General features: G+C 44.2%; 14 protein-coding genes. 5 read left to right on the top strand and 9 right to left on the bottom strand.

Annotated elements, in window-relative coordinates; genetic code table 11:
* Nucleotides 1–31: 31 nt before the first annotated feature.
* Entirely contained in the window at nucleotides 32–427 is a 396-nt protein-coding gene (locus LKO26_RS03210; protein WP_227586395.1) for a hypothetical protein, read from the bottom strand.
* 8 nt (nucleotides 428–435) lie between these two features.
* Complete coding sequence (locus LKO26_RS03215) at nucleotides 436–834, bottom strand: DUF3667 domain-containing protein (RefSeq protein WP_227586396.1); 399 nt, start codon at nucleotides 832–834, stop codon at nucleotides 436–438.
* A gap of 225 nt (nucleotides 835–1,059) precedes the next feature.
* On the opposite strand from LKO26_RS03215, the gene LKO26_RS03220 reads away from it, so the two are divergent.
* The 3 genes from LKO26_RS03220 (at nucleotide 1,060) to nhaA (ending at nucleotide 4,935) form a co-directional block, all read left to right on the top strand.
* Complete coding sequence (locus LKO26_RS03220) at nucleotides 1,060–1,425, top strand: hypothetical protein (RefSeq protein WP_227586397.1); 366 nt, start codon at nucleotides 1,060–1,062, stop codon at nucleotides 1,423–1,425.
* 111 nt (nucleotides 1,426–1,536) lie between these two features.
* Complete coding sequence (locus tag LKO26_RS03225) at nucleotides 1,537–3,741, top strand: RelA/SpoT family protein (protein ID WP_227586398.1); 2,205 nt, start codon at nucleotides 1,537–1,539, stop codon at nucleotides 3,739–3,741.
* A gap of 12 nt (nucleotides 3,742–3,753) precedes the next feature.
* Nucleotides 3,754–4,935 carry a Na+/H+ antiporter NhaA gene (gene nhaA / locus LKO26_RS03230; protein WP_227586399.1) on the top strand — a complete coding sequence of 394 codons (1,182 nt, stop codon included), beginning with the start codon at nucleotides 3,754–3,756 and terminating at the stop codon, nucleotides 4,933–4,935.
* Between the two features lie 85 nt (nucleotides 4,936–5,020).
* Here nhaA and LKO26_RS03235 read toward each other — a convergent pair whose 3' ends face one another.
* Nucleotides 5,021–6,016 carry a YihY/virulence factor BrkB family protein gene (locus LKO26_RS03235; RefSeq protein ID WP_227586400.1) on the bottom strand — a complete coding sequence of 332 codons (996 nt, stop codon included), beginning with the start codon at nucleotides 6,014–6,016 and terminating at the stop codon, nucleotides 5,021–5,023.
* 31 nt (nucleotides 6,017–6,047) lie between these two features.
* On the opposite strand from LKO26_RS03235, the gene LKO26_RS03240 reads away from it, so the two are divergent.
* Nucleotides 6,048–6,521 (top strand): 23S rRNA (pseudouridine(1915)-N(3))-methyltransferase RlmH, encoded by a 474-nt coding sequence (locus LKO26_RS03240; protein ID WP_227586401.1) that lies wholly within the window; start codon nucleotides 6,048–6,050, stop codon nucleotides 6,519–6,521.
* A gap of 4 nt (nucleotides 6,522–6,525) precedes the next feature.
* Here LKO26_RS03240 and LKO26_RS03245 read toward each other — a convergent pair whose 3' ends face one another.
* The 5 genes from LKO26_RS03245 to secD form a co-directional block, all read right to left on the bottom strand.
* Nucleotides 6,526–7,335: a tetratricopeptide repeat protein gene (locus LKO26_RS03245; RefSeq protein WP_227586402.1), complete on the bottom strand. Its 810-nt coding sequence runs from the start codon at nucleotides 7,333–7,335 to the stop codon at nucleotides 6,526–6,528.
* 1 nt (nucleotide 7,336) lies between these two features.
* Nucleotides 7,337–7,897 carry a phosphatase PAP2 family protein gene (locus tag LKO26_RS03250; protein ID WP_227586403.1) on the bottom strand — a complete coding sequence of 187 codons (561 nt, stop codon included), beginning with the start codon at nucleotides 7,895–7,897 and terminating at the stop codon, nucleotides 7,337–7,339.
* A gap of 4 nt (nucleotides 7,898–7,901) precedes the next feature.
* Entirely contained in the window at nucleotides 7,902–8,237 is a 336-nt protein-coding gene (locus LKO26_RS03255; RefSeq protein ID WP_227586404.1) for a twin-arginine translocase TatA/TatE family subunit, read from the bottom strand.
* 59 nt (nucleotides 8,238–8,296) lie between these two features.
* On the bottom strand, nucleotides 8,297–9,535 hold the full coding sequence (locus tag LKO26_RS03260; RefSeq protein ID WP_227586405.1) for a TCR/Tet family MFS transporter: 1,239 nt from the start codon (nucleotides 9,533–9,535) through the stop codon (nucleotides 8,297–8,299).
* 200 nt (nucleotides 9,536–9,735) lie between these two features.
* Entirely contained in the window at nucleotides 9,736–12,633 is a 2,898-nt protein-coding gene (gene secD, locus LKO26_RS03265; protein ID WP_227586406.1) for a protein translocase subunit SecD, read from the bottom strand.
* A 206-nt stretch (nucleotides 12,634–12,839) separates the two neighbouring features.
* On the opposite strand from secD, the gene LKO26_RS03270 reads away from it, so the two are divergent.
* Nucleotides 12,840–14,198 carry a PQQ-dependent sugar dehydrogenase gene (locus LKO26_RS03270; RefSeq protein WP_227586407.1) on the top strand — a complete coding sequence of 453 codons (1,359 nt, stop codon included), beginning with the start codon at nucleotides 12,840–12,842 and terminating at the stop codon, nucleotides 14,196–14,198.
* 57 nt (nucleotides 14,199–14,255) lie between these two features.
* On the opposite strand, the gene hemN is transcribed toward LKO26_RS03270, so the two are convergent.
* Entirely contained in the window at nucleotides 14,256–15,617 is a 1,362-nt protein-coding gene (gene hemN, locus LKO26_RS03275) for an oxygen-independent coproporphyrinogen III oxidase (RefSeq protein WP_227586408.1), read from the bottom strand.
* Between the last annotated feature and the right edge of the window lies 1 nt (nucleotide 15,618).

Here is a 15,618-nt window from a genome sequence, read left to right on the forward strand (position 1 = left end):
CAAACCCTGTCATGCGCAGGGTTTTTTATTTTCAACTGACCGGAGTGATGATAATATCGCCAAATTTCCAGTCGGAAACAAAACCGTAAAGCAGAAAAATAAAAATGCAAACTTCCAGAAACAACAGTAAAAAGTAGAGCATAAACCACCATATAAATCCGAGCGGACGGTAGGTATTGCCAAAAGCATTATACAAGCCATATACGCAATACACCAATACCGAAAGTGATATTCCGAAAATAAGCACATCTCCGACGATCCGGCTGAAAGGCCACCACAAATCGACAAGAAAAATCACATCTCCGAAAAGGATAATGAGCAAGGTGCCCAGCAGCAACATGCCCGAAATAATACAGTGCTCACTGATGTTCAGTTTTTTTCTTTTAAATATCAGAAAAGTATTGATGGCAGAAAACGGCACAAACAAAAAGATAATCAGTTTGCTCTTTTCCTGAAAAAATCATCCATCCGGCGGCTTGCTTCATTCAGTTCGGCGGCACCACTTGGCGTATATCTACCCAAATCTACAAGGCTTTCCTGATAAAAATGCCTCACCAGGAGCAGCAAACCAATCGTCATCAGCACCAGAAGAAAGACATTATAATACCGGATTCTTTTTCCGGAAATATAATCCAGTGCCGCTTTTCCCGGGCGAATTAATGCCTCCTTTGCGGTAAAAAAGATCCCTTTGTCCAGATGAAAGGTGCCGTGCAGCAAATCATGGGAAATAAAATGCCTAAAAGAAATGCGATAGGTGTCCGCTTTCTGACCACAGCAGGCACAATAAGTATCGGTGAGTTTTTTCCCACAATTCAGAAAAGTGGAAGGATTCATGTCGGTTCAGGTTTTCAGCAAACCAAATATACAAAGTTTTCTCGTTCAGCCATCCAGATCCATTCATGTTCATCATCGATTATAAGGAATTACTCAGAATAAGCCATACCGCTTATTTCAGCCAGTTAATAACTAATTATATTGATTATTAGTTAAATATTAGTTAAAATAGTTGGATATATCGGATAATTTTCGTAAAATTTGTCTTAACCAAATCACTTCACCATGACGACAAATAACTTTATTGGTTTTTTTTCTGACAAGGAAAAATTATACAAAGCCGAAAACAGTCTGAAGATTGCCGGCATCAAACCACAGAATCTGATTGTACAGGAAGGGCAGCACGCACCACTGATGATTGCCGTGCGCCTTCAGGATCAGTATGATTTGCAAATGGCACAGAATATCTTTAAATTCTACCAAGTCCATCATACAGAAGAAATTACCTCACCGCTGAATGATGCGGATGAGTTGCGAAGAATTATTTCTATTCATTCCAGACAACAAATTTTTGACGGCAATACCCGTGTAAACCGCCATAATTTCCACGAAGGAATGAATGCTGAAGTCCACACCTTCGGAAACGACTAAAAAAGGTTACATACCCTTTCCCGTCTGCAGCAAGCCGCATCGGTTTTTACATTTAAACCGGCGAAAATTCAAATGAATTTTGTATTTTCGTTTGCATAAAGCTTACTGCAGATGGTTTATGATTTAGAACAGGAAAACAAAGAAATACTGGCCCGCTACAAGGACCTGATTTCCAATACGTACCGCACTCTGGATGAGGAACAGAACAAACTGATCCGGAAAGCGTTTGATATTGCGTTGGATGCCCATAAGGACCAGCGCAGGAAAACCGGTGAGCCTTATATTTATCACCCGATAGAAGTAGCCAAGATTGTGGCCAACGAAATTGGCCTCGGCGCCAGTTCCATTGCATGTGCCCTATTACACGACGTTATTGAGGATTCTGAATATACCAAAGAAGATCTGGAGAAAATCTTCGGACCCAAAATTGCCAAAATTGTCACTGGGCTTACCAAGATCTCCATCATGAACCACCAGAACATCTCGATTCAGTCTGAAAACTACCGCAAGTTACTGCTTACCCTTTCTGAAGATTTCCGGGTGATTCTGATTAAAATTGCAGACCGGCTGCACAATATGCGGACACTGGAAAGCATGCGCCCGGACAAGCAGAAGAAAATTGCTTCTGAAACCGTCTATATTTATGCCCCGCTGGCACACCGGCTGGGTCTGTACAACATCAAATCTGAACTGGAAGATCTTTCCCTGAAATACAATAATCCGGAAGTTTATAACGAGATTGTCTCTAAACTGGAACTCGCCAATGAACAAAGACAAATGTACATTGAAGAATTTACCCAGGAAGTTTCTGAACGGTTGCAGGACGAAGGATTGAATTTCACCATTAAAGGACGCGCAAAAGCCATCTCCTCCATCTATCGGAAGATGAAGAAACAAGGCGTTTCCTTCGAAGAGGTTTTTGACAATTATGCCATCCGCATCATTTATAAATCTGATGCGAAGAACGAAAAATTTCTGGCCTGGAAAATCTACTCCATTGTCACAGATCTCTATCACTCTAATCCGCAACGCATGCGTGACTGGATTACGCAACCGCGGTCCACGGGCTACGAAAGCCTCCACCTCACCGTGCTGGGACCAGATAAAAAGTGGATTGAGGTACAAATCCGGTCCGAAAGAATGGACGATATTGCCGAAAAAGGTGTGGCCGCTCACTATAAATACAAAGAAGGATATAATGCCAATACAGACGAACGCAATTTTGAACAATGGGTAGTCGCCATCAGAGAGGTGCTGGAGAATCAGCAAAATCTCTCTACCACGGAATTGCTGGACAATATCAAGCTGAACCTCTACTCCAAGGAAGTTTTTGTTTTCACCCCGAAAGGCGAGATCAAAATGCTTCCGGTGGGTTCTACCGCCCTGGATTTTGCATTCTCTGTTCACACGGATCTGGGCACAAAATGCCTGGGAGCCAAGGTGAACGGCAAACTGGTGCCCATTTCACACGTGTTGCAAAACGGTGATCAGGTAGAAATTTTGTCTTCACAAAATCAGAAACCGAAAGCAGACTGGCTGGATTTTGTGGTCACCTCCAAGGCAAAGTCCAAAATTAAAAATTACCTCAATTCCCGGAAGAATAATCTGGTGGAAGAAGGCAAAGAAATCCTCAGACGAAAACTGAGACATGCCAAACTTAACTTCACTGATGATGAAGTCAACAAAATGCAGAAGTTTTTTAATCTGAAGACTTCTCAGGAGTTGTTTCTCTTCTTTCAGGATGGCACGCTGGATACCGGTGATCTGCGGAAATATATTGAAAGCAAAAACGTATTCAATAACCTGCTGAACCGTTTCCGGAAATCACCGGCCAAAAATGTAGCCTTCGAGGAGCCTGCCCAGTCTAATCTGGACATGATTGTCTTTGGCAAGGACGAGGAAAAACTGAATTACACCTTTGCCAAATGCTGTGATGTAATCCCCGGCGACAAAATCTTCGGATTCATCACCATTTCCGAAGGAATCAAAGTACATAATGACAATTGCCCGAATGCCATCAACCTGCGTGCACAATACGATTACCGGGTCATGGAGGCCAGATGGGTGAATGCCGAGAGCTTTAAAAACAGAATTAAAATTGAAATCGAGGGTCTGGACCGTATGGGCATGATTAATGACATTACCCAGGTCATCAGTAATGCAATGAGTATTGACATGAAGAGCATGAGCATCGCCTCCAATGACGGCATCTTTACCGGAACCATTAATCTGGAAGTCCGCAATAAACATCAGCTGGAAGAAACCATCAAACAACTGAAGGCCATCAGCGGAATTTCCAAGGTACAACGAGTTTAACCATTATATTATATGATTCTTACTACTTATTTCAGAAAATTTCTACACAGCAATCAATCATCTGGACTTTTACTTCTATTCTGCGTTGTACTGTCACTTATTCTGGCTAATTCCGGAGCCGGAAATTACTTTGCAAATATCCTGCAAACTCCGCTGGGTCCCTATTCCGTTTCGGTGTGGATCAATGATGGCCTTATGGCCGTATTTTTCTTGCTGGTAGGCCTGGAAATAAAAAGAGAAGTAGTGGAAGGCGAATTGTCCTCCGTCAGAAATGCGCTGCTTCCCATTGTTGCAGCTATGGGCGGCATGGTGATTCCCGCACTGATCTACGCCGGTTTCAACTATGAGACTGAATACAGCCGCGGCTGGGCCATACCAATGGCTACAGATATTGCCTTTTCCCTTGCCATTATTTCCCTGCTGGGCAGCAGGGTGCCACCCGCCGTTAAGATTTTCCTGGCCGCACTGGCTATTGTAGATGATCTTGGCGCCATTTTGGTCATTGCACTTTTCTATACCGAACAACTGCACTGGAATTATCTGCTCTTCGCTGCAGGAATTTTGCTGCTGCTGATTTTGCTTAATGTTTTCCGGGTCAAAAAACATATTTTCTATTTGATTCCTGGGGTGTTCCTTTGGTATTTCATGCATCATTCCGGCATTCACGCTACCATTGCCGGGGTACTGCTGGCCTTTACCATTCCTACCAATGCCTCTGAAACGGCAATTTCACCACTGGAAAAACTGGAACAGAAACTTCACTTTCCGGTGAGTTTCATCATCATGCCACTGTTTGCGCTGGCTAATACCAACATCATATTTAATACGGGCATGGCAGAAGGTCTGCTCTCTACGTTGGGTCTTGGCATCATCGGTGGACTGACCGTGGGAAAAGTAACGGGAATCTGTCTGTTTTCGGCCATTGCAGTAAAAATGGGAATCAGTACACTTCCCGCAGGAAGCAACTGGCGGCATCTGGTGGGTATCGGTTTCCTCGCAGGCATTGGCTTTACCATGTCTATTTTTATTGCACTGCTTTCCTTTAAGGGCGCTCCGGCGGTACAGGACGAAGCTAAATTTGCGATTCTTATCGCATCCGTACTTTCAGGGATTGCCGGGTTTATGTTGCTAAAACACGGCACTAAAGGTGAGACCTCAGATGTTCCAGTGCAAAATTGCGGGAAATCTGTTTAGCGGAAAATAAGTACCGGTTTCAAAAGCAAATACCACGATACTGGTCGGCACAGTGATTCATCATGAGCAGGATTTCGGTCATTTTCTATGTGATGGTTTGTTCATGGTCACTGCCTGGCTCTTCGGGTAATGAAGGTTCTGCTTCAAACTTTTGAGCTTCCTTCATGAGTTCATCGGAAATCAGTTTGTCCATGCGCACCCTGCGGATGGCCAGATTCAGCTCATTGCCAAAAAGCAGAAGATATACATTGACATTGACCCAGACCATTAACAGAATCATGGTTCCAATGGATCCGTAAAGCACATTATACCGGGCAAAATTCCGGGCATAGATGGCAAACAGATACGTGGTGAGCACAAATAAAACCGTAGTCAGAATGGCTCCGGGGACCGCCTGCTTAAACCGGGTAATCTTCACCGTTCCCACCCAGTAAAACAATGCCAGCAAAATAAAGTAAAACAGCGGGAAAGAGATGAACCCGATGAGTTTGGTAAGGTTGTCTACAAACCAGGAAATATCATAGGATGGGGTGAAAAGTTTCAGCACAACCTCTGAATAATACATGCCAAAAAGTGACACAAAAACAATGCTGATGAAACCCAGCGTGATGAAAAATGCCGTGATGAACTCCTTTACATCATGATGTTTCTCATCTGTATGCTCATTAAATCCGTCAATAAGGGCAAACGTACCATTGGTGGCAAAAAACAAGGCCAGAATAATGGTGATATTCCCGATGGATGCGGTATTCGGGATAATGGTTTCCTGAATGTAGGTAATGACATCACCCTCTATTTTTCCCGGGAAAATATTGTGAATCAATACCTCAAAAATATAGAACTGCAGTTTGTCATACTGCGGCATCAGCGGCAAAATGGAAAGCAGAAAGAGAATAAAGGGAAACAGGGAAAATACGAAGTTCCAGGAAATGGCTGCTGCAGTGCGTCCGATCTTGTTTTTAAAGACGCCCTGTATATAAATTTCGAACATCTTCCAAAGAGAAACGCCGAGAAACGGAATATGAATCCCATCCAGGAACGAATGAATTTTTCTGATGAACCCCGGGGTTTTTAACCTCATACAAAGTATATTTGCAAAACAAAGATAAGAAATGCGAATCAATTTATTGTGCATGGGCAAAACAGATGACCGGCAGATTAAAGAACTGGTACATTACTTTCAAAACCGGCTGCCCCGCCACTGGAATTTCAGCATCACCGAAATCCCAGATGTAAAGAATGCAAAAAATCTGACCCCCGACCTGCTGAAAAAGGAAGAAGCAAAACTACTCCTGCAACAAACCGATGCTGGCGATCTTATCATTCTGCTGGATGAACACGGAAAACAATACACCAGCCGCGAATTTGCCGCCCGTATAGACCACTGGATGAACACTTCTGTAAAACAACTGCATTTCGTAATTGGTGGCGCCTACGGATTTGCACCCGAAATTCATGAGCGTGCCAACGGAAAGATTTCATTGTCCAAAATGACCTTTACCCACCAAATGATCCGCCTGTTCTTTGTGGAACAATTGTACCGGGCAGATCAGATTCTGCAAGGAAAGCCTTATCACAACGATTAACCGCCTATTTGCATTTTGCCAGTAAATCCTGAATCAGGTATTTTTCAAAACCGGTTTTAACCGCTTTATCCACATTGATGCAGGCATCTGTATTTTTATTGGTCTCGAAGAAAATTCTGGCTTTGGTGACATACGAAAGTGGAAATTTCGGATCCAGTTTGATGGCACGATCCGCATCTGCGGAAGCTTCTTTATATTTCTTCATGGCCAGAAATACATCGGCACGGTTATTATACAGGAGGCTTTCCGGTTTTTGGGAAATGAGCTCGTTCAGGTCTTTCATGGCGTCTTCCAGCTTCCCCTGATTCTTTTTGAATGAAGCGAAATTAGTGCGGGCGATGAGGTTTTCCGGCGCAATGGAAATCAGGTACTGATAATCCTTTTCCGCCAGATCATTTTTCTTAAGGTCTTCATACACTTTGGCTCGGGTGATATAGAGTTCCTGATTTTCCGAATCCAGTATCAGACCCTGATTGGCATAGTCCAGCGCTTTCTGCTTACTGCCCCGCTGCGCATGGATGGAACTGAGATTGGTATAGGTAAGCAGGCTGTTGGCATCTGCTTTCAGCGCATTCATATAAGAACTGAAGGCGTCTTCGTTTTTGCCCTGTCTGCGCTGCGCTGTGCCCAGATTATTGTAAAATTCAGCTTTCAGTTTACCAATTCTCTCATTGTCTGCCAGAATTTTGTAGGCGGCTTCTGCACACGGATAATCAGCTTTTTTAAAACATTCGGCGGCGGCTTTGGAGTCCTGCAGTTGCGCCGTAGATAATGCAAAGCAAAAAACGGATCCAAGGAATAGAATTTTTTTCATGTTAAAGCGTTTGTTTGTGAATGACTTTTAAACTCAATGTCGCAAAAAATCCGCCGATCAAATAGCCGAATAACGCACCCGTAAGGACATCCAGCGGAAAGTGAACACCCAGATAAATTCGGCTGTAGGAAATCATTGCTGCCCACAGGAAGAGGAAAAACGGAAACCAGCCGTACTTCTTCCGCAGCAAAATCGTCATAAAGTTAGCAATAAAAAATGTACTGGAAGCATGGGCGGAATAATAACCGTACATACCGCCGCATTTCACTTCGCGCATCAGATTGTCCAGTGCGGGATCATGGCAGGGTCTCAGCCGTTCTATACCCAGTTTGAACACATTGGCCAACTGGTCTGAAACCGTAACGCCCAACGCAATGAAAATCAGAATGTAAATCATAGCCCGCCAGCGGAAGTTTCTGAGCAACAGAATCAAAAAAACCAGATACAGCGGAATCCAGATCCATTTTTCTGAAATCATCATCCAGAACGGATCATAACGGGTCTCTCCCAGGGTATTGAGAAACAGAAACAGTTCTTTGTCTTTCAGAATGACTTCGTGCATTGCTTTATCTGCTTACCGGCCCTTCGTGGGCATCATCCAGTTGATTTTTCACCGGTTTCTCTGTGGTTTTTTGGTCTCCGAATACATCAAAATCTTTCCGCAGGTCCCTCGTCGGATCATATTCTCTGGCAGCGTCTTTTACCTTTTCTATTTCCCGTTTTATTTCGGAGACAGGGTTGTCTGTTTCTTTCAGAATTTCGGTTTTAATATCTTCCATAGCTCCTTTCATCTTGCGTACTCCCGAACCTAAATCCCGGGCAATAGTGGGTATTTTATCAGGGCCGAAAAGTACCACAATGGCCAGTACAATGACTAATATTTCGCTGAATGCTAGTTCCATGCTGCTAAATTACATTTTTTTGCTGAATAACCTCTGTTACAAAGTTCCGGTTAAGGCTTTTATACATTTTTTACCGTCTTATTTTTGTTTCTGTGAAACACCACATATACAAAATAGGCACTGGCAGCCATCAGTAAAAATCCTAGGAAAAAAGGTGCTCCCGGAAAGATAAACGGTGCCGAATCGTGCGTGAAATAGTAAAATACATTCGTCATCAGTGGCGGACCGATAATGGACGTGATGCTGACCACGGATGTGAGCGCCCCCTGAATATCGCCCTGCTCATCCGGTCTTACTTTGGATGAAATCACAGATTGCAGTGCCGGTCCCGCAATACCGCCCAGACAATAAATCAGCAAAATGGCAAACATCATCCACGGCTGGTTGGCAAATGCAAACAGAATCATCCCGATGCAGTAAAAAACAATTCCATACAGAATACTGCGCTCTACGCCGAATCTGGGATGAACTTTACGAATCAGAAAACCCTGCACTACTGCTGTAATAGCACCCATGACCCCCAATGAAATCCCAACCATTTTTTCTTCCCAGCCGAAACGGTACATGGTGAAGAACGACCAGTTGGTCTGCACTGCATGGGCTGCGATATAGACCAGAAACCAGGCCACCATCAGGTACATAATTTTCGGATACCTGCGGATATTGAGCAGTGAGCCTACAGGATTAGCCCGTTTCCAGTTAAACTCGCGGCGGTTTTTCACTTCCAGACTTTCAGGCAGTACAAAAATACCGTAAAGAAAATTCAGCAGGCACAATATTCCGGCTGCAATAAACGGCACCCTGGCTCCATACTGGCCAAGCAATCCGCCCAGAACAGGACCCAGGATAAACCCCAGTCCGAAGGCAGCACCTATCATCCCAAAGTTCTTGGAGCGGTTGGTATCATCAGATATATCGGCAATATAAGCACTTGCTGTGGTGATACTTGCGCCGGTGATTCCGGAGAAAATACGGCCTACAAAAAGCCAGAAAATAGTTGGCGCCCAGGCCTGGATAAAGAAATTGAGTGCAAATCCCAGCAAGGCAAAAAGAATGACCGGCCTCCGGCCATATTTGTCACTGAGGTTGCCAAGCACCGGGGCAAAGAGAAACTGCATGAACGCATACACAAAACTGAGCCAGCCGCCGTACTGTGACGCCACACTGAGGTCTGCATTGTGAATAAGCTCCTGAATAAGTTTTGGAACCACAGGAATGACAATTCCCCACCCGGTAATATCAATGAGCAGCGTGATGAAAATAAATCCGACCGCTGCTGATTTTTTGTTCTTTTTCACGGCGGCAAAGTTACGCATTAAAACCCTCAGAAAATGAAGCACAGCATGTGAAATTTTTCTTAAAGTATAGTACCTTATTACAACTCTTTCTCACTGACAGCGGTCCCGTTTCCATTAACATTCATCATTAATTCCGGAAGACGGCCACAAAAAAAACCGTCTTTGCAAGGAAAGACGGTTGATATTAATGTTGTAGATGATTAATCTTTGGTTACGGTTTCGGCATTCTTGTCTACACCCTTCACTCCTTTTTTCTTCAATAAGTCGTAAGATACTGCGGAAGCGATGAACCATGTAGAATAGGTACCGAAAGCCACCCCTATGAGCAATGCAAACAGGAATCCTCTCAGGTTTTCTCCACCGAAGATGAAGATGGCCAGAATTACCAGGAATGTTGCAAAAGCCGTGTTAAAGGTTCTTCCCAATGTACTTGAAATAGAATCATTGAACAGGTTTTCCAGGGTAAGTGCCTTTTTATCTTTCAGATATTCACGGATTCTGTCAAAGATAATTACGGTATCGTTAATGGAGTATCCGAGTACAGTAAGCAATGCGGCCACGAAGTCCTGGTTGATCTCCATACTGAACGGCATGATGTTTTTCAGAAGTGAGTAAGCACCCAGAATTACAATGGCATCGTGAATCAATGAAGCTACAGCACCTGTAGAGAACTGCCATCTCTTGAAACGAAGCAGGATGTACAGGAAGATTCCTGCCAGTGCAATAAATAATGCCAGCGCACCACCGGTCTTGATGTCATCGGCCACCGTAGGTCCTACCTTTACAGAGCTGATGATGCCCACCGGACTGTCACCTGCACCTTTAAACTTCTCCAGGGTAACATCTGCAGGAAAGAGCGGCTTCAGTCCTTCGTAAAGCTTCTGCTCCACTACCATATCAGATTCCACACTTTCTTCATTGATCTTATAGTCGGTGGTGATTTTCAGTTGGTCTGCTGTACCGAAGGTTTTCACATCTACAGCACTGCTTTCCCCATCTTCATTCACAAACATTTTCTGCAGGATTTCATCTGCATCTTCTGAACTCACAGGCTTGTCAAAACGCACCACATAACTTCTACCTCCGTTGAAATCTACCCCATATCTATAACCTTGTGTAAAGATGGAAATCAGACAAACTGCTGTAATCAGGGCTGAAAATATATACGCATATTTTCTCTTTCCAATGAAATTGATCCAAGTGTTTCTGAACATGTTCTTGGTAAGCGGCGTCCATAAAGAAAGTCCTTTTCCTTTAGAAAGTCTGCTGAAAATCATGACTCTGGTAAGCAGTACGCAGGTAAACATAGACATCATAATACCTATTCCCAGGGTTACCGCAAATCCTTTGATAGGACCTGTACCGAAGATATAAAGTACAATGGCGGTAAGCAATGATGTAAGGTTACCGTCTATAATGGCCGACATGGAGAAGTTGAAACCTTCTTTATAGGCCTCTTTTATATTTTTTCCGAGGAAGAGTTCTTCCTTGGTTCTTTCATATACAATTACGTTCGCATCAATGGACATGGCCATGGAAAGCACCACCCCGGCAATCCCCGAAAGGGTAAGCGTGGCATCTACAGAATCCATAATTCCCATCAGATAGAACAGGTTAATGAGCATAGCAATCACCGCATACACTCCTGCACCGCCGTAGTAGAAAATCAGGTACACCACAATGACCAGAAATGCAACGAGGAATGACCACATACCGGACTGAATGGATTCTGCACCCAGTGAAGGTCCTACCACTTCTGCCTGTACAATTTTGGCACCGGCAGGCAGTTTACCTGCACCCAGCACATTCACCAGATCCTGGGCTTCGTCCTGAGAGAAGTTACCGGAAATCTGTGTTCTTCCGCTTGGAATTGCTTCGTTTACATTTGGAGCGGTGTACACCACATTATCCAGAGTTACAGCCACCGGTTTGCCCACGTTCTTTTCGGTCATGGTTTTCCAGTCCTTGGCACCTTTGGAGTCCATCTGCATATCTACCACCACTCTGCCAATCTGGTCATAGCTGATGTTTGCAGATTCTACTGCCCCGTCTACGGGTGCTTTCTGGGCTGCATTTCCACGGATGGCATACAGTACAAGATTATTTTCGTTACCAACTTCCGGTTTGTAGCCCCACATGAACTGGGTGTACTTCAGGTTGGCCGGTCTCGCTTTGATGGCGATATCGCTTTTCAGTAAATTGTTTACCGCTGCCGTATCAGAAAGTTTAATATTGGCTACACCGTTGGCTGCAAGGCTGTTCAGTTGCAGAAGTTCCATCACGTTGGTATTTTTGGCAACCCCCATAGAGTCAGCTTTTATTGCTGCCAGTTGGTTCAGTTGTTCAAAATAAGGGAATACTTCCTGAATTTGCTGTACTTCCCAGAACTGCAGTTTTGCAGAGGTCTGAAGCATCTTCTTCACCCGGTCTATGTCTTTCACCCCCGGCATCTCCACAGCAATTCTTCCGGTTCCCGGCACCCGCTGAACGTTCGGCTGGGTGACACCCATTTTATCAATTCTGGTACGGATGACCTCATAGGCAGTTCCGGTAGAAAGTTCAATTCTGTTGGTTACAATTTTCTTTACTTCCTCATCGGTCGTATTGAATTTGATTTCAGAAAGATTTGGATTTCCAAAGATTTCAGGATCTGCCAGTTTCAGATTGGCGCCTTTCTCTTTGTTTACCGCATCAAACTGCACAAAAAAGTTGCTGATATAAGAAGCAGTGGAGTTCTTCTGTGCCTCGTCTGTTCTGTTTAAAGCTTCAATTAAAATGGGATTATCAGAATAATTGGTCAGGTTGTTAATGAGATCTCTTTGGTTAATCTCCAACAACACGTTGATTCCTCCTTTCAAATCCAGCCCCAGTTTCATTTCTTTGTCCTTGGCTTTGCTGTAGTACAGTTTGGTAATCCCCAGGTTCAGCGTGTCTTTGGAGAGTCTGTCCAGCTCTTTTTGGTACTTTACCGGATCCCCGGCAGAAATGGCAGTGGCCTGCTTTTCAATCTTGCCCGCATACCATGTGGGAAGCAGTTCGTTGATGCATATTAATCCTAAAATAACTGCAACTAACGTGATAAATCCTTTTCCTTGCATTATATAACAACATTAAATTTAGGCCGCAAATATAATGTTTTTCTTCATACTTTTTATAATAATTTTAACAATTACCGGCTCTTTATGAGTAATAAATGTCCGGATTCTCAATTTATTCACAAATAATTAAAATCCAAAAATAAAATTCGTGATATAGAGCATAGCATAATATTTGCTGGTTTTTCGTACGCCAAATTCTCATCATTATGAAAAAGATTCTATTCATGATATGCATCTCCGTCTGCGCAGGTATGCATGCACAAACCGTAGTTTTACAGGAATTTGCAACCGGACTCAGCAATCTGGTTGAAATTACACACGCCGGTGACAACCGCCTTTTTGCCGTACAGCAATCGGGGCAGATTAAAATTATTCAGCCATCCGGGGCCATTAATCTCACCAACTTTCTGGACCTCTCCGGACTTGTGACCTTCGGGGGCGAAAGAGGTCTTCTGGGGTTGGCGTTTCACCCGCAGTTTGCATCAAATGGATATTTTTTTGTGTACTACAATAACAGTGTGGGAGATATTACCGTAGAACGCTATACCGTAAATGGGGTGAATCCGGATGTGGCCGATTCCGGTTCCGCAAAACAGATTCTGAGCATTCCGAAACCCTTCAGCAATCATAATGGCGGCAGTATGCATTTCGACAGTAACGGATATTTATGGATCAGCACCGGTGATGGCGGTGGCGGTGGCGACCCCAATAATCTGGCACAAAATAAAAATTCGCTGCTGGGAAAAATGCTCCGTATTGATGTCAATACTACCGGCCCTTACAATATTCCGGCGGGTAATCCTTTCACAACTCCGGAAGGTGCACCTGAAATCTGGTCCTACGGCCTCAGAAACGCTTGGAAGTTTTCTTTTGACCAGCCGTCCGGGAATGTGATGATTGCAGATGTGGGTCAGAATCAGATTGAGGAAATCAACAGAATGCCGGTGACTCAGGCAGGGATCAACTATGGCTGGCGGTGCTATGAGGGCAACTCCTCCTATAATACCACAGGCTGTGCCGCACAAAGTACCATGACCTTCCCGGTGACCAGTTATAACCATTCCGGTGGACGATGTTCCATAACAGGAGGTTATGTGTACCGGGGTACTCAGTATCCGGCATTTACCGGGAAATATTTTTTTGCAGACTATTGTTCCAACCAGATCGGGCTGATGCATGCTGATGATTCCATTACCTGGACACCAGCGTTTGCCGGAAATAATTTCTCTACTTTCGGGGTGGATTCCGCTAACGAACTGTACGTAGCAGCGGTGAACAATGGAAAAATATACCGACTCACCACCACCTCACTTTCTACCGACGAAACAGAAGCTATCACCCTTGAACTCTACCCGAATCCGGCATCAGAAATGGTATATGTAAGAGGTTTGAAGCCCGGGAAATACCATGCAGAACTCATTACGGCAGATGGCCGCAAAGCAGGTGTGTTTTCACTTAATGAGCAACATGGTTTTGATATTAAGGGATTGAGTGCCGGACTGTACTTTGTGACCATCAGCTCAGAACACATGAAAGTGTATTCACAGAAACTGATGGTAAAATAGACCATCATTATTCAAAAAACTCCATAAAAAAACCCGGAAGTTATTTCCGGGGTGAAATTAGATGGTCATTGAGAAAATTCGGGTCTCGGGTTTATTGCGCATCATGCGCAGGTCAAAGGTCATGGCTACATTTCGGGTAAACGCCCTGCCCTTTTCGGTAATTTTAATGGAACGGTCTGTGAGTTCTACCAGGCCGTCATTTTCCATTTCGCGCAATGCTTCCAGTGCGTTTTCAAGTTCCGGAAATGCGGTTTCCACATCCCAGGAAGTCTCCAGACGGCACATCAGATTTAGGATGTGACGACGTATGGTTAAATCTTCCTGATTCAGAATATGTCCTTTAGTCACCGGAATGATTCCTTCATCTACCAGTTTCTGGTACTCCTCCACTGTTTTATTGTTTTGGGCAAAAGCATACCAGGAATCAGAAATAGAACTCATTCCCAGACCAATCATCAGCTGTGTTTTGCTGGATGAATATCCCATAAAGTTCCGGTGAATATCGCCTGAAATCATAGACTGGTACAAATCATCATGCTCCAGTGCGAAATGATCCATGCCCACTTCTATATAGCCGAGATCTTCCAGCAGCTGCTTGCCGTTTTCATAGAGCTTACGTTTTTCCTCACCACTGGGGAGGTCATTTTCATCAAATCCGCGCTGTCCTACTCCTTTAATCCATGGCACGTGGGCATAGGAATAAAATGCCAGCCGGTCCGGCTTCAGTTCCAGGGTTTTGCGGATGGTGTATTCCATTTTTTCCCAGTTGTGAAAAGGCAGACCGAATACCAGATCATGGGAAACCCCTTTATAACCAATTTCACGTGCCCAGCGGGTCACGCGCTCCACGTTTTCAAACGGCTGAATACGATTGATGGCTTTCTGAACCTGCGGGTCATAATCCTGAACGCCAAAACTGCATCTGCGGAACCCCAGATCATACAGGGTCTGCAAATGCTCACGGGTAGTATTATTGGGGTGACCTTCAAAAGAAAACTCCGGATTCTCGGCTATTTCTGCTTTGGCAAAAATGCCCTCCAGCAAAGTCCTGAGGTTTTCCGGCGAGAAAAATGTGGGGGTTCCCCCACCCATGTGCAGTTCTTTTATTTTTGGCTTTTTACCCAGCAGATGCAGATACAGATCCCATTCTTTCAAAACAGATTCCAGATAAGGCGTTTCCACCGAATGTTGCTTGGTGATGCGCTTGTGGCAGGCACAGAAGGTGCACAGTTGCTCACAGAACGGCAGGTGAATATAGATGGAGATTCCTTCGGAATCATTGGTTTCATTAAAAGAGCGGATGACCGAAGACCTCCAATGTTCCGCAGTGAAAGCAGCCTCGTCCCAAAAGGGAACCGTAGGATAAGAAGTATATCGGGGTCCGGGAATATTATATTTATCAATTAAAGAATTCTTCATA

Origin of the sequence: Chryseobacterium sp. MFBS3-17, assembly GCF_020687745.1 — a bacterium.
Taxonomy (GTDB): domain Bacteria; phylum Bacteroidota; class Bacteroidia; order Flavobacteriales; family Weeksellaceae; genus Marnyiella.

What these genes read in the sequence shown, in the direction of transcription:
- LKO26_RS03215 (WP_227586396.1), bottom strand. Translation starts at nt 834, where the DNA reads ATGAATCCTTCCACTTTTCTGAATTGTGGGAAAAAACTCACCGATACT.
- LKO26_RS03220 (WP_227586397.1), top strand. Translation starts at nt 1,060, where the DNA reads ATGACGACAAATAACTTTATTGGTTTTTTTTCTGACAAGGAAAAATTA.
- LKO26_RS03225 (WP_227586398.1), top strand. Translation starts at nt 1,537, where the DNA reads ATGGTTTATGATTTAGAACAGGAAAACAAAGAAATACTGGCCCGCTAC.
- nhaA (WP_227586399.1), top strand. Translation starts at nt 3,754, where the DNA reads ATGATTCTTACTACTTATTTCAGAAAATTTCTACACAGCAATCAATCA.
- LKO26_RS03235 (WP_227586400.1), bottom strand. Translation starts at nt 6,016, where the DNA reads ATGAGGTTAAAAACCCCGGGGTTCATCAGAAAAATTCATTCGTTCCTG.
- LKO26_RS03240 (WP_227586401.1), top strand. Translation starts at nt 6,048, where the DNA reads ATGCGAATCAATTTATTGTGCATGGGCAAAACAGATGACCGGCAGATT.
- LKO26_RS03245 (WP_227586402.1), bottom strand. Translation starts at nt 7,335, where the DNA reads ATGAAAAAAATTCTATTCCTTGGATCCGTTTTTTGCTTTGCATTATCT.
- LKO26_RS03250 (WP_227586403.1), bottom strand. Translation starts at nt 7,897, where the DNA reads ATGCACGAAGTCATTCTGAAAGACAAAGAACTGTTTCTGTTTCTCAAT.
- LKO26_RS03255 (WP_227586404.1), bottom strand. Translation starts at nt 8,237, where the DNA reads ATGGAACTAGCATTCAGCGAAATATTAGTCATTGTACTGGCCATTGTG.
- secD (WP_227586406.1), bottom strand. Translation starts at nt 12,633, where the DNA reads ATGCAAGGAAAAGGATTTATCACGTTAGTTGCAGTTATTTTAGGATTA.
- LKO26_RS03270 (WP_227586407.1), top strand. Translation starts at nt 12,840, where the DNA reads ATGAAAAAGATTCTATTCATGATATGCATCTCCGTCTGCGCAGGTATG.
- hemN (WP_227586408.1), bottom strand. Translation starts at nt 15,617, where the DNA reads ATGAAGAATTCTTTAATTGATAAATATAATATTCCCGGACCCCGATAT.